This window comes from Janthinobacterium algoris, assembly GCF_051380935.1.
GTDB lineage: Bacteria > Pseudomonadota > Gammaproteobacteria > Burkholderiales > Burkholderiaceae_D > Janthinobacterium.
In genome coordinates this window covers 166,352-180,086 of the sequence record NZ_JBNYXZ010000011.1, presented here as the reverse complement: position 1 = coordinate 180,086, position 13,735 = coordinate 166,352, and the positions used below count along the sequence as shown (strand labels likewise).

At 61.5% G+C, this 13,735-nt stretch carries 10 protein-coding genes; 7 read left to right on the top strand and 3 right to left on the bottom strand.

Going from position 1 to position 13,735, the window contains the following annotated elements; all coding sequences use genetic code 11:
* Positions 1-143: 143 nt before the first annotated feature.
* The 7 genes from ACQ4W7_RS17760 (at position 144) to ACQ4W7_RS17730 (ending at position 8,425) form a co-directional block, all read left to right on the top strand.
* Entirely contained in the window at positions 144-1,403 is a 1,260-nt protein-coding gene (locus ACQ4W7_RS17760; protein WP_436532128.1) for an ABC transporter substrate-binding protein, read from the top strand.
* A 7-nt stretch (positions 1,404-1,410) separates the two neighbouring features.
* A complete protein-coding gene (locus ACQ4W7_RS17755; protein WP_436532126.1) occupies positions 1,411-2,280 on the top strand; it encodes a carbohydrate ABC transporter permease in 870 nt (289 codons plus the stop codon).
* 13 nt (positions 2,281-2,293) lie between these two features.
* On the top strand, positions 2,294-3,142 hold the full coding sequence (locus ACQ4W7_RS17750; protein WP_426072655.1) for a carbohydrate ABC transporter permease: 849 nt from the start codon (positions 2,294-2,296) through the stop codon (positions 3,140-3,142).
* Complete coding sequence (locus ACQ4W7_RS17745; protein WP_436532124.1) at positions 3,139-4,497, top strand: MFS transporter; 1,359 nt, start codon at positions 3,139-3,141, stop codon at positions 4,495-4,497. Before ACQ4W7_RS17750 ends, ACQ4W7_RS17745 begins: the two co-directional genes overlap by 4 nt.
* A gap of 14 nt (positions 4,498-4,511) precedes the next feature.
* Positions 4,512-5,681 (top strand): ABC transporter ATP-binding protein, encoded by a 1,170-nt coding sequence (locus ACQ4W7_RS17740; RefSeq protein ID WP_436532122.1) that lies wholly within the window; start codon positions 4,512-4,514, stop codon positions 5,679-5,681.
* 160 nt (positions 5,682-5,841) lie between these two features.
* On the top strand, positions 5,842-7,149 hold the full coding sequence (locus ACQ4W7_RS17735) for a tetratricopeptide repeat protein (protein ID WP_436532120.1): 1,308 nt from the start codon (positions 5,842-5,844) through the stop codon (positions 7,147-7,149).
* An 82-nt stretch (positions 7,150-7,231) separates the two neighbouring features.
* On the top strand, positions 7,232-8,425 hold the full coding sequence (locus ACQ4W7_RS17730) for a hypothetical protein (protein ID WP_436532118.1): 1,194 nt from the start codon (positions 7,232-7,234) through the stop codon (positions 8,423-8,425).
* Between the two features lie 11 nt (positions 8,426-8,436).
* On the opposite strand, the gene ACQ4W7_RS17725 is transcribed toward ACQ4W7_RS17730, so the two are convergent.
* The 3 genes from ACQ4W7_RS17725 to ACQ4W7_RS17715 form a co-directional block, all read right to left on the bottom strand.
* A complete protein-coding gene (locus ACQ4W7_RS17725) occupies positions 8,437-9,549 on the bottom strand; it encodes an acyltransferase family protein (protein ID WP_426072649.1) in 1,113 nt (370 codons plus the stop codon).
* Positions 9,546-10,859, bottom strand: coding sequence for a glycoside hydrolase family 18 protein (locus ACQ4W7_RS17720; protein ID WP_436532116.1), 1,314 nt, complete (start codon positions 10,857-10,859; stop codon positions 9,546-9,548). The genes ACQ4W7_RS17725 and ACQ4W7_RS17720 overlap by 4 nt, the downstream gene beginning before the upstream one ends.
* A gap of 122 nt (positions 10,860-10,981) precedes the next feature.
* Positions 10,982-13,657, bottom strand: a complete 2,676-nt coding sequence (locus ACQ4W7_RS17715) for a TonB-dependent receptor (RefSeq protein ID WP_426072647.1) — start codon at positions 13,655-13,657, stop codon at positions 10,982-10,984.
* Positions 13,658-13,735: the final 78 nt, after the last annotated feature.

Genomic DNA, 13,735 nt, shown 5'->3' with positions numbered 1-13,735 from the left:
GCAGTATTCAAGCAATATTCGGCAGCTGCGCCCCCGGCACGGGGCGCAGCTGCCGGCAGAAGCACCCGAATATAAGCGACGGCAAGGGCATGTACCCGCGCCGCAGACTCATAGACATTGGAGCTTTGCGCTCCAGGATAAACATGACGATCAAGAGACTATTGGCGGTTGTTGCCTGCGCGAGCCTGCTCGCGCCACAGGCATGGGCTGCCGAGAAAATCGAATTCTGGACCTTCAGCATGAAGCCCAAGTTCACGCCGTATTTCAATGCGGTGGTGGCGCGCTACGAGGCGCAGAATCCCGACGTCAAGATCGAATGGATAGACTTTCCCTGGGACGTCATCCAGACCAAGCTGGTCACGCGCATCGTGGCCGGCACGCCGCCCGCACTGGTCAGCCTGAACGTGCCCTGGGCCGACGAATTTGCCCGCGACGGCTTGCTCACGCCCGTCGATGGCTTGATTGCGGAGGCGCGCGCCAGCTACATTCCCAGCGCCCTGGACGACTTGCGTTTCAAGGGCCGCACCTACGGTTTCCCCATGTACAGCAATGTCGCGGTGATCGCCTTCAATACCGCCATTTTCAAGCAGGCGGGCCTCACGCGCGGCCCCGCCAGCCTCGATGAACAGCTGGCGTTCGCACGCCAGATCGCGCAACGCACGGGCAAGGCAGGCATCGCCCCGGCCCTGTCGAAAATCGACGGCCTGTTCATGCAGCAGGGCCTGTCTGTGATTACCGACAACCGCGCCGTCTTCAATTCATCGCAGCACGTGGCGCTGGTGCAAAAGCTGGCCGACACCTACAAGGTGGGCGGCCTGTTGAAAGAAAGCCTGTTCGCCGAAGATAATTTCCCGGCCGTGATCGACGCCTACAAGGGCGGCCGCCTGGGCATGCTGCTGGCGCCGCCCACGGCCATGCAGCGCATCCGCAGCGATGCGAAAGACATCTACGCCATCACCGACGTGGCGCCCGCGCCGCTGGGCCCCACAGGCATCGCCGACGGCGGCTGGCTGGTGCACTTCGCCATTCCGAAAGGCGTGCCGGCGCGCCTGCTGCCGTCCGTGGGCAAGTTCGCGCGCTTCCTGACGAACGACGCCAACCAGCTGGCCTTCGCCAGGCAGGCCAGCGTCTTTCCCACCACGATCAAGGCGGCGGCCGACCCGTTCTTTCTATCCACGCCGCAGAACGCGGGCGCGGCCGAAAAGGCGGTGGCTGCCGGCGCCCTGTCGATGGGCCACTCGCGCACCCTGTACGTGGCCGGCATCGACGACTACGACGAATTGCGCCGTTCGCTGGTGAAGGCCGTCGAAGCGGGCGTGACGGGCAAGCAGGATGTCAAGCAGGCGCTGGACCAGGCCGTCGCCATCTGGAACCGCAAGCTGGCCACCCTGCCGCGCCACTGAGGACACCATGAAACTCGCCCACCGCCATACCGTGCAAGCCTGGCTGTTCCTGACCCCGGCCCTGCTGCTGCTGGCCGCCTTTTCCTTCTGGCCCGTCGGATACGGCTCCGTGCTGGCGTTTACCGACTACAGCCTGATACGCGAGACGCGCTTCGTCGGCCTGGATAACTTCCGCTACATTTTCAATAACGAGATGTTCGTCTCGGGCTTGAAAAATTCGCTGATGTTTTTGCTGATGGTGCCCTTCGTGCAGGTGGGCGCCATCGTGCTGGCCGTGCTGGTGAACAACCGCCTGCCCGGCATCCGTTTGTTCCGCGCCGCCTTCTACGTGCCCGTGGTGACCACCGTGTCCGTGGTCGGCATCATGTGGGGCTTCATGTTCCACGAACAGGGCGCCCTCAATTACGTGATGCTGACCCTGAAACTCGTGAACGCGCCCGTGGGCTGGCTGACGAACGACAGCCTGGCCCTGTTTGCCGTCATGTTCGTCACCCTGTGGCGCGGCCTGGGCTGGTACATGGTGATGTATCTGGCGGCGCTGCAGTCGATACCGTCGGACATGCAGGAAGCGGCCATGCTCGATGGCGCCAACCGCTGGCAGCGCTTCTGGAAGATCACCGTGCCGATGCTGCGCCCGACCATCATGCTGTGTTCCATCCTGTCCGTGCTGGCAGCTCTGAAGGCGTACCAGGAAGTCGACGTGCTGACCCAGGGCGGCCCGATGAACTCGACCTTCACGGCGCTGTACTACGCCTACGATCAGGGCCTCAAACACTTGAAACTGCCGCGCGCGCTGGCCGCCAGTTTCGTCGTGTCCCTGTTTTGCATAGCCATCGCCCTGCTGTGCCTGCGCTACCTCAAACCCAAGCACCGCTGACAGGGGAATGACCATGACAACCCGCTCCCGCCCACTGAAAACGCGTTTGCAAAGCATAGGCCAATATGCCGGCCACTATGCCGTGCTGTGCGCGATCGCCGTCGTCTGCGTCTTCCCTTTCTGGTGGACCCTGGTGACGGCCATTTCCACGGAAGGCAACATCTTCGCCTTCCCACCCACCTTCTGGCCCAAGGCCCCGTCCTTTGAGAACTTCATCGAAGTGTTCAACGCCATCCCCATCTGGTCGTTCTTCAAAAACTCGGTGCTGATCGCCGTGTTTACCGTCTTCTGGAAACTGCTGCTGTGCTCTTTGGCCGCGTATCCGCTGGCGCGCCTGAAATTTCGCGGCCGCAAGCTGGTGTTCGGCCTGATCCTGGCCACCCTGGTGCTGCCGTCGGAAGTGAACTTTCTCGTCAACTTCATCACCATCACGCAAATGAGCCTGGTCGACACCTATACAGGCGTGATCCTGCCCAACGTGGTGACAGCCGTGGCCATCTTGCTGCTCAAGCAGGCGTTCGAGGAAGTGCCGCAAGACCTGATCGACGCCGCGCGCGTCGATGGCGCCAGCGAATGGGTGATCTTCAGCCGCATCATGCTGCCCCTGATTACGCCATGGCTGGCCACCGTCGGCATCCTGACGGCAGTCGAATCGTGGAATGAGTACATCTGGCCCTCCATCGTCATGAGCAAACCCGATGAATTTCCGCTCTCTGTCGGCGTGCTGTACTTGCGCGGCACCTTCGGCAGCAGCACGCGCGTGATCGCGGCCGGCACCCTGATCACCATCGTGCCGACCCTGCTCGCCTTCCTGTTTACCCAACGCTTCTTCATGCGCGGCATGGACGGCGCAGTCAAATGAAAACGTCTCTCGATAAGGAAGCCTCCATGCACGACCAGCGCATCAGCATCAGCAAGAAAGCACGCAGCCCGATTTCCTGGGTGCCCACCTTGTACTTCGCCCAGGGCCTGCCGTTCTACGCCGTGGCCCTGGTAGCCGGCCTGATGTTCAAGAGCATGGGCGTACCGAACGACCAGATCGCCCGCTGGACGGGCCTGATCGGCTTTGCCTGGGTCTTCAAGTCGCTGTGGAGCCCCTTTCTGGAACTGGCGTCGAGCAAGAAGACCATGGTGGTGCTCTTCCAGTTCCTCGGTGGCCTGAGCCTGGGCCTGATCGCGCTGGCCCTGCAAACGCCGCTGTGGTTCGCCGCCAGCATCGCCGTGCTGTTCGTCGCCGCGCTGGCCTCGTCGACGCACGACATCGTCTGCGACGGCCTGTATATCGCCAGCCTGTCGGACAAGCAGCAGGCCGCCTACGCGGGCTGGCAAGGCGCCTTCTTCAATGCTGGCAAATTCATTTCGCTGGGCGGTCTGGTGATCCTGGCCGGCTACCTGGAGAAAAAAATCGGCATCAAGCCGGCATGGTCGGTGATCTTCCTGATCATCGGCGCCATGATGCTGTCACTGGCCGCCTACCACCTATGGGCGCTGCCGCAGGTGCGCAACGCAGCGGTGGCTGACAAGAGCGTGGCAGGCATCAGCCGCACCTTGTGGGACGTGCTGGTGGACTTCCTGAAAAAGCCCGGCATCTGGGGCATGATCGCCTTCATCATCCTGTTCCGCGCCGGCGAGGCGCAAGTGCAGACCATCGGCCCGCTGTTCCTGCGCGAAGCGCGCGAGCTGGGCGGCCTGGGCCTGTCGACAACGGAAGTGGGCGCCGTGTACGGCACGGCCGGTACCGTCGCTTTCCTGCTGGGCAGCATAGGCGGCGGCTATTTCACATCCTGGCTGGGCCTGAAACGCGCCATGTTCTTCCTGATCCTGGCCATGAACTTGCCGAACCTGGTGTTCTATTACCTGAGCCACAGCATGCCCACCGATCTGACCCTGATCACGGCCGCGCTCAGCGTGGAAATGTTCGGCTATGGCTTCGGTTTCGTCGGCCTGATCCTGTTCATGATGCAGGTGGTTTCAGTCGGCAAGTACCAGACGGCCCACTATGCCTTCGCCACCGGCGTGATGCAGCTGGGTTTCGTGCTGTTCAAGATGATCAGCGGCGACATCCAGACGGCACTCGGCTACAAGACCTTTTTCCTGTGGGTGCTGGTGTCGGCCGTGCCCGTACTGATCCTGTCGCGCTTCATGCGCATCGGCCCGAAGGACGTTTCCGACCAATCTGACGCCGGCGCCACGTCCACGCCGGCCAGCGCAAGCTAGGAATCGCACAGCCCATGGCACATATCGCTTTAAAGAACATCGTCAAGCTGTATGACGACAAGCACCCGGTCATCCACGGCATCGACCTCGATATCCGCGACGGCGAATTCATCGTCTTCGTGGGGCCGTCCGGCTGCGGCAAATCGACCCTGCTGCGCATGATCGCCGGGCTGGAAGACATCACGGGCGGCGAGCTGCATATCGGCGGCAAGCTGGCCAACGATATCGCGCCGGCCGAGCGGGGCCTGGCCATGGTCTTCCAGAGCTATGCCCTGTATCCGCACATGACGGTGTACGAGAACATGGCCTTCGCCCTAAGCCTGGCTGGACACAAGAAGGCGGACGTGCGCGCCGCCGTCGAGCGCGCGGCCGAGATCCTGCAGATCACGCCTTTGCTCAAGCGCAAACCGAAGGACCTGTCGGGCGGCCAGCGCCAGCGCGTGGCCATCGGCCGCGCCATCGTGCGCAAGCCCAAGGTGTTCCTGTTCGACGAACCGCTGTCGAACCTCGACGCCTCGCTGCGCGTGCAGATGCGGGTGGAAATTTCGCGCCTGCACCAGGAACTGAAAACCACCATGATCTACGTCACGCATGACCAGGTCGAGGCGATGACCCTGGGCGAGCGCATCGTGGTGTTCAACGGCGGGCGCATCGAGCAGGTGGGCAGTCCGCATGAGTTATACAACCATCCCGGCAACCTGTTCGTGGCCGGTTTCCTGGGCGCGCCGAAGATGAACTTCGTCGCCTGCGAGGCCGTCGCGGCAAGCCCCGGCACGGTGGCCGTGCGCCTGCCCGGCGGCGCCGTGATCGAGGTCGAGGCGCACGGTGACGGCGTGGCGCCGGGCGAGCAGCTGACCCTGGGCGTGCGCGCCGAGCATGTCAGCCTGCAAGATGGTGACAATACGGGCGGCAATGCGGGCGGCAATGCGGGAAACAACGTCGTCGACGCGGCCGTCAGCCATGTCGAATACCTGGGCGACGTGGCCATCGTCTACGCCAGTATGCCAGGTGTAGCCGGGATGCTGACCGAGATGCTGGCCGTCAAGTTGCCGGCAGAGGATGGCTTGCGCCAGGCGGGCGATGCCATGCGTCTGCATCTACCGCCGCAGCGCTGCCTGCTGTTCGATGCCAAAGGGCAAGCCCTGACGCGCACGTTTGCCGCACCAGCCCAGCAGTTTATGTAACAATAGCCGCTCTGTATCATGCCGCTTCTGTTTGACTCATACAGGCAGACTGGCAGAAATGTGTTTTTTCGAGCTTCCTTGCCCCTCTGGCAATGCCACCGCACGATGTTGCGGCTGCCAGTGCCGGTGCGTATTTTTGTTATTGATTGAAGGATAACCCATGTCCCAATTCCGTCTTGCCCGTCTTAGCCTGCTCCTGGCCGCCATCGGCCTGAATGTCCTGCCAGCCCTGTCGCACGCGCAGGATGCCAAGCCAGCCGCCGCTGCCGCTGCCGCTCCGGCCGATTCGGTGCGCCCTGAAGTGTTCAAGCTGCTCGATCCGACCGCCGTGAAGGCATCGATGGATGCCAAAAACTACGCCGACGTGCAAAGCCGCATCGACCAGGCTGCCGCCATTCCAGCCCTGACGCCGTATGAATTATTCGTGCTGAACCGCCTGCGCGTAGCGCTGGCCTCGACCACCAACAATGCGCCGATGGCCATGACGGCACTGGAAGCGGTGATCGAATCGGGCAAGCTGGACAAGAAAGCCCAGGGCGACTTCATCCAGGCACTGGCGAACTACCACTACAACGCCAAGGATTACCCGAACGCCATCAAGTGGTTCACCCGTTACCAGACGGAAACAGGCGACGTCGCCACCGTGCGTCCCTACATCATCCGCGCCTATTACTTCAGCAACGATTTCGCGCGCGCCAAGCAGGAACTGATGGCCGACCTGACGGCCAAGCAGCAAGCGGGCAAGACGCCGAGCATCGAAGAACTGCAATTGCTGGCCAACACGGGCTCGAAGAGCAAGGATCCGGCCACCTACCTGGTCGCCATGGAAAACCTGGTGCGCTACTACCCGTCGGACGACTACTGGAGCGACCTGCTGGGCCGTTTGCAAGGCAAGGCCGGTTATTCCGACCGCTTCGCGCTGGACGTGCTGCGCCTGCAATTCCAGGCCGTCGGCACGATGTCGCCGCAAGATTACAGCGATATGGCTGAAATCGCCTTGCAGAACGCCTTCCCGACGGAAGCGAAAAAAGTCCTCGACGCGGGCTTTGCCAAAGGCGTGCTGGGCACGGGCGCAAATGCCGCCAAACACAAGAAACTGCGCGACCAAGCCAACAAGGCGGCTGCCGACGATGCGAAAAGCATCGCCAGCGGCGAAGCCTCGGCCATGAAGAGCAAGGATGGCACGGGCTTGATCAACCTGGGCTACGCCTTCGTGACGATGGACCAGTTCGACAAAGGTATCGACCTGATTCAGAAAGGCATCGCCAAGGGCGGCTTGAAGCGTGCTGAAGACGCCAAGCTGCGCCTCGGCTATTCCTACGCCATGGCGGGCAAGAAAGACGACGCCATCAAGGTACTGGAAACGGTCAAGGGCGGCGACGGCGTGGGCGACCTGGCCCGCTACTGGATCCTGTGGCTGAACCGTCCTGCCACGGCAGCGACGGCGCCGGCAGCAGCGGCACAGTAAGTCCTGCTCCCTCAAGCAGACGCAAGGCAGTTCCCGGCTCAGGCCGGGGCTGCTTTTTTTTTCGACCTTCTTTCGTCCTTCCATGCCTCCAGCCACCTCCCCCGCCGCCGAACGATTGACCAGCCTGGACGCCTTTCGCGGCTGCGTGATCGTCACCATGATCTGGGTCAACTACCTGGCCGGCATGCCCGGCATTGCCTATTGGCTCGAACATGCGGGAGCGCGCGCCGACGGCATCACCGTGCCCGACCTGGTCTTTCCCGGCTTTCTGTTCATGGTCGGCATGGCCATTCCACTGGCCTTGCAGCGCCATTGCGGCCACGTCACACCAGCCTTGCTGGGACGCCTGCTGTGGCGCTCCGCCAGCCTGATGCTGGCCGGCGTGGTGCTGGCGAATGCCTACCGCTATGATGCGCAGGCGGCGCTGCTGCCGCAGGCCGTGTTCTTCCTTCTGTTTTATTTGGCCATGATCCTGCTGTGGCGCCAGGGCGCGGGCAAGCTTGAGCTGGCTGCAGGCGGCGCCCTGATGCTGTTCCTGCTGGCGACCTTCCGCGGTGAATTGAATGCGGAATTTTCCAGCACCTGGCTACAACCGTCGTGGTGGGGCATCCTCGGCATGATCGGCTGGTCCTACCTGCTGTGCAGCCTGCTGTACCTGGCGTGCCAGGGTAGCGGCACGGCGCTGATGGGCGTGTTTTCCCTGCTGATCGCGCTGTACATGGGCGGCACGGCGGGCAGCCTGGATTTCCTGCCGGCTGGTATCAACGGGATTGTCAACGTGCCGCAGGTGCTCGGCTCGACGGCGGCCAATGTGTTGGCCGGCACTCTGGTGGGACAGCTGTTCCTGCGCGGCGCTGCCCTGAACCATACCCAGAGGATACGTTTCATGGCGTGGTTCGCGCTGGGCCTGCTGGCGGCCGGCCTGCTGCTGCGGCCGTATCACCACATCAACAAGATCGCCGCGACGGAATCGTACACCCTGGTCTGCAGCGCCATCATCCTGGCCCTGTTCCTGGTGTTTTATGTCGTCATCGACGTGTGGCGCTGGCGCGCCTGGGCAGTGGTACTGTTACCCGCCGGCACCAATGCCCTGTTCGCCTACATCGTGCCCGACCTGTGGCAGCAACTGGCGGCAGTACTGCACCTGCCGCGCTTCTGGTGGCCCTACTTGGAGACGGGCGGCGCGGCCGGCCTGTGGAACGCCGCCGCCGTCACCGCCCTGATGCTGCTCTTCACCGCGCTGGCCACACGTTACGGCCTGAAGTTGAAGTTTTAGACCTTGATATTTTAGACCTTGATATACAACTTGCGCTTGTCCATGCCGTAGGCGATAAGCCAGCACAGCAGCATGAAGCTGACAGCAAACAGCAGCGAACCCACCCGCGCTGGCGCCCAGCCTGTAAAGCCATGCTGGTACAACCACTGGTATAGGTTGCCGCCGCCGATGCGCACGGTAAACGCGATGATCACCAGTACTTCCGACACCAGGTAAATGAACAGGGTGTTCTTGCCGAAGACTTCAAAAAAATACGTCCAGCCCGTGATCTTGCGTACGTCGATGACGAACATCAGCAACGCCAGCAGCAGCAAGTCCAGGCCGATACCCAGCATCACGTAAGAACTGGTCCACAGTTTCTTGTTGATCGGAAACACTTCATTCCAGCACAGGGCCACCGCCACGCAGAGGACGCCAGCCACGGCCAACTGAGCCAAGCTGGAGCGCAGCTGCGCCGGCGCCGTCTGGCGCAGGAAACTGCCCGCCAGGTAGCCGGCGATGACATTGACGATAGCCGGCAAGGTGCCGAGGATACCTTCCGGATCGAAGGCGATGCCTTCGCCGTGGTACAGGTGGCTGTCACCCAGCAGGATCAGATCCAGCTTGGCCGGCGCATTGCCGTGCAAGCTGTAGTCGCCCCAGGTCGCCAGGATGGCCCAATAGCCGAGCAAGGCGCAGGCGCTGAAGACCAGCGCGCCCCGTGTCTTCCAGTAGTGCAGGATCAGGGCGGCGGCCAGGTAGCACACGGCGATGCGCTGCAGTACGCCGGGGATGCGCGTGTGCGACAGGGGCGACCAGGCGAACTGACCCGCGTCGTCGAGCTTGAAAAAGGGGAACCAGTACAGCAGGAAACCCAGTAAAAAGATCAGCGCGCTGCGCTTGCACAGCTTGGCCAGCACGGCGCCATGACCCAGGTTTTCATATTTCCCCAGCGCAAAGGCCAGTGCATTGCCGACGACAAACAAAAAGCTGGGAAACACCAGGTCCGTCATAGTAAAACCATGCCATTCGGCATGCAGGAACGGCGCATACACGCTGCCCCAGTCACCGGGAGTATTGACGACGATCATCAGGGCCACGGTCAGGCCGCGCAGGACGTCGAGGGCGAGGTAGCGCTGGTTCATGGCTGCACCCCCGTCAGGATAGGCGCAAGGGCCGTGCCTAGCACTTGCTGCGCATCGCCGCTCAATTCCCAGAACATGCCACCGCGCAAGCCCTTGTCGCGGATATAGCGCACTTTCTGGACCACCGACTGCGCATCTTCATAGCTGATGAAGACGCCACTGTCGCGGTGATACAGATACGGCACTTGGGAGGCGGCATTCCAATAGCGCTGGAAGCCGCGTGCGCCCTTGCCATCAACCAGGTAGCCCTGCTCGAGCAGATGCCGGTAAGTGAAGGTCGGCGTACCGTCATTGCCGCTGGCCGCGCCCTGGCAAGGCTGGTACAGGCCGTCGCCGCGGGGACCGGCTGCGCACTGCTTCCAGCCATAACCATAAAAGGGCACGCCCAGCACCAGCTTGGCCACAGGCACGCCGGCGCGCAGAAAGCGCATCACGGTGGCGTCCGCATGCAACTGCTTTTCGCGCTGCGGGTCGGCGGGATCGGCATACAGGGGTGCCAGCTGGCCACTCTCGGCATCCCACACGCCACGGTAGTCATACGTCATCAGGTTGATCCAGTCCAGCTGCGCCGTCAGGCGGGCCATCCAGCCGGGAGCGGCGTCGCTGTCGTCGCTCAGGCTGGCATGCGCACCGGCGGCAATGGTGATCAGGTAATGGCGGCCGGCCGCCTGCTTGCCAGCCTGGTCGAAGGCGCTGCGCAGCTCGCTAGCCAGGTGCACATAACTTTCCTTGTCGTCGCTGCGGTGGCAGACCTTGCCTTCGATACAGGGAATTCCCCCCGTGGCCGGATGTTCCCAGTCGATATCAATACCGTCGAGGCCATGCCGGCGCACCAGCTCCAGTGCGGAAGCGATGAACGCCTGGCGCGCAGCCGGCGTGGCGGCCATGTCCGAAAAGCGGTTCGACCAGATCCAGCCCCCCACCGACAGCAGGACGCGCAGCCGCGGATTACTTTGCTTGAGCGCATTGAGCTTGCGCAAGTTGTCGGCATCGGCTTGCGGCGCCGGCAGCACGATGCTGCCATTGGCCGGCCGGAACGGCTGGCCTTGCGCATCCAGGCAGGCGCTCACGCCGCCGCCATCGGGAGCGGGATTGCCATGTTCGCCATCCCAGCAAATGTCGGCGAACGCGTACTGGATCAGGCTGACATTGCCGGCGCGAATATTGTGCCCGTTAACGGGAAAATCAGCCGATTTCCAGCCGGGATAATAAGCCACCACTTCCGGCGCGAAAACCTGCGTGGCGGGAGCGGCGGAGGCGGCCAGTGGCAGCGCGCAGGCGAAGCAAGCCAGCATTGCGTGTAATGTCATCGGAGGTATCTCACCATATAAAAAATCCATCTTGCAATAAAAAAATGGCGGAGCCAGCTGCGCTCCGCCATTGTCATGCCACCCCGGGTGTCCGCCGGGAGGTATCAACCAAGTAAAACGTCTTACATCTTGCCACGCAGGCCAAAGAATACCTGGCGACCATTCTTGTAGAACGCGCGCGGCTGGTCTTTGGTCGACGCATACGACTTCAACAGCGGATTGTTCAAGTCCTTGCCTTCCAGCGACAGGGTCAGGAACTCGTTGATGTTGTAGTTGACGGAAGCCGAAACGGTGGCGACGTCATCCTGGTAAATGGCGCTCTTGCGATCCAGGCCGTTCAGGAAGGCGGAACGGAAGCTGTAATTCAGACGCGCGCTCCATTTTGCATTTTCAAAGAAGCCAGACAGGTTGTACGAGTTCTTCGACGTGCCGACCATATCGCAGTTGCCTTCATCGGCGCAAGCCGATTTTGGCGCCGCTTGCGTTTCTTTGCCGTCAGCATAGGTGTAGTTGGCGCTGAAGCCGAAACCATTGCTCAAGTCCTGGGTGTACTGCAGTTCCACGCCACGCACACGCGCCTTGGTATTGATGGCGGCGCTCATGTTGTAGTCCGTTACGCGGCCGAGAGTCGCGTTGTAGAACTGCGCCACCGACGAACCGTAGGTGACATACGAAGCCAGTTTCATCTGATACAGGTTCACCGCGATCAGCGACTTCGGCATGAAATACCATTCCACGCCCGCATCGACGTTGTTCGACATGATCGGCTTCAGGTTCGGATTACCGCCGGAACCGGACATCGTCAAGTCGTTCAGGCTCAAGGCACCCAGGGCGCCAAAGTCAGGACGCGCCATGGTGCGGCTGGCCGCGCCGCGCAACACGACATCCTTCGCCAGGTCCGTGCGCAAATTCACGCTCGGCAGGAAGTTATTGTAGGTATTCGAGCTGAGGGTCGGTTTCCACACGTCGTTCGGCGATGCATTGGCCACGTCGATCTGGGTCTTGACATAACGCACACCGAAGTTACCTTGCACGTTGGCAAAGTTCAGGTCACCCATGACGTAGGCGGCATTTGCCTTTTCCGTCATCTGGAATTCGCTTTGGTAAGCATGCTTGTTGTACGTCGCGTACTTTTCGCCCCACTCCTTCATCGAGGAACCGCTGAAGGTCCAGGGATTCTGCAGCACGTTGGACAAGGGACTGGTTGGATAACGCGTCAACCCTTTCGGCGCATTCTCCAGCAGGCCGGCGGCGGCTGGATAGCTGCCTTCGAGCCAGGTCAGGGAACGGTCGTGCTTGGCGGTGCGCAGGCCAAAACGGATGCTCGGCACGGCATCCCATACGGTGCTGTAGGTGCCATCGACCTGGCCATAGTTTTCCTTGTCACGCGTGGTGACGTCCGTTGCCCAACCGGAGAAGAACGGGGCACCGGTGCGCGGATTTAACGTCGCGGCATTGTCGATGACGACATTGGCTGGCGCATCGATACCATGCATGGTTAGACTGCTGCCCGAATATGCCAACCAGCCTTCATACGCGTAGTCGCGGGCATGGCCCGTGCCGCGCGTGGTACCGACCTGACCAGTAAACTTCAGGTTAGCATTGGCGCGGTACTTGAAGTTAAAGTCGACAAATTTCGAATCGCTGTAGGAACCTGGACGAGCAATGATATCTTGTACCGATGCACCCATGGCCGAGCAATCGGCGACCGGGCACTTCGACGGGAAGGCGATCGAGGTAATCGTGTTGCCCTTGAGCGTGTACGACGACGGGATGGCACCGCCCACGTTGGTCCAGTTATTCGACAGGACTTGGTACGGCGCATGCATGAAGTTGGTATTGACGTTGTCCGCATCAAGGCGGGTGTAGAAGCCGTTGACGTTGAAGCTCAGGTCGTTCGACACCTTGTATTCGATATCCAGCGAGCCGCCCTTGCGCTGGCGCTTCTGCTCAAACAGCGAGGAACCCGTGAGGAAGGACAGATACTTGCCCTCGATGCCAGGATTGGCGGCAATCCAGGCTTTTGCATTCGAGTTGTCAAGCTTTTCCCACCACAGGAATTCCTGGCCCTGGCGGCGCAAGGTGCGTTTCTCATCAAACACCTGCAGCAAGATGCCCAGGTCGTTGGCTTCATTTTTCCAGTTGATCAAGCCGCTGACTTGCACATCGGTTTTCTTGGCCGATTCCGTGTAAGCGCCTTCAATCGAACCCATCAGTGTCAGATTCTTCTTGAAACTCAAGGGCTTGCGGGTTTCGATATTGACATTGCCGGCTGCGCCGCCTTCAATCAGGTCGGCTTGCGAGCTCTTGTGGACAGTCACGCGGCCGATCAGCTCGGACGGGAACATGGAGTAGCTGACGCTGCGGCCACCGCCCGTGATATTCGAGATATACCAGTCGCCGCTCGACACGGTGTGGCCGTTGAGGGTGGTCAAGGTCAGGTTCGATGGCGTGCCTTTCAGGCTGACGCGGTCATTGTCGCCAAAGCCACCTTCGGTGCCGCCCGCCGTGGCGACGGACACGCCAGGGATACGCTGCAGCGAATCGGCAACGCTCTTGTCCGGCATCTTGCCCACGTCTTCAGCCGTGACGACTTCGACCAGGGAGTCGGAATTACGCTTTTGATTGAGCGACTGGGCCATTGCGGCGCGCACGCCGGTTACCACCACAACACTTGAATCCGGCTGCACTGCTTCCTGCGCCTGGGCGGCAAAACTCGCACCCAGTACCATCAACCCCACGGCTGCCGCGATAGGCGTCAGGCGCGTTACACCGCTAGCTGTCAAATTGCGTTTCATGTACTCCCCCTTGATTTAGGCTCCAGGATTGGAGCCTTTTCATTTTTAACGTAGGTCTTCTTTCCAGCCCGCCCACTT

What these genes read in the sequence shown, in the direction of transcription:
- ACQ4W7_RS17760 (WP_436532128.1), top strand. Translation starts at nt 144, where the DNA reads ATGACGATCAAGAGACTATTGGCGGTTGTTGCCTGCGCGAGCCTGCTC.
- ACQ4W7_RS17755 (WP_436532126.1), top strand. Translation starts at nt 1,411, where the DNA reads ATGAAACTCGCCCACCGCCATACCGTGCAAGCCTGGCTGTTCCTGACC.
- ACQ4W7_RS17750 (WP_426072655.1), top strand. Translation starts at nt 2,294, where the DNA reads ATGACAACCCGCTCCCGCCCACTGAAAACGCGTTTGCAAAGCATAGGC.
- ACQ4W7_RS17745 (WP_436532124.1), top strand. Translation starts at nt 3,139, where the DNA reads ATGAAAACGTCTCTCGATAAGGAAGCCTCCATGCACGACCAGCGCATC.
- ACQ4W7_RS17740 (WP_436532122.1), top strand. Translation starts at nt 4,512, where the DNA reads ATGGCACATATCGCTTTAAAGAACATCGTCAAGCTGTATGACGACAAG.
- ACQ4W7_RS17735 (WP_436532120.1), top strand. Translation starts at nt 5,842, where the DNA reads ATGTCCCAATTCCGTCTTGCCCGTCTTAGCCTGCTCCTGGCCGCCATC.
- ACQ4W7_RS17730 (WP_436532118.1), top strand. Translation starts at nt 7,232, where the DNA reads ATGCCTCCAGCCACCTCCCCCGCCGCCGAACGATTGACCAGCCTGGAC.
- ACQ4W7_RS17725 (WP_426072649.1), bottom strand. Translation starts at nt 9,549, where the DNA reads ATGAACCAGCGCTACCTCGCCCTCGACGTCCTGCGCGGCCTGACCGTG.
- ACQ4W7_RS17720 (WP_436532116.1), bottom strand. Translation starts at nt 10,859, where the DNA reads ATGACATTACACGCAATGCTGGCTTGCTTCGCCTGCGCGCTGCCACTG.
- ACQ4W7_RS17715 (WP_426072647.1), bottom strand. Translation starts at nt 13,657, where the DNA reads ATGAAACGCAATTTGACAGCTAGCGGTGTAACGCGCCTGACGCCTATC.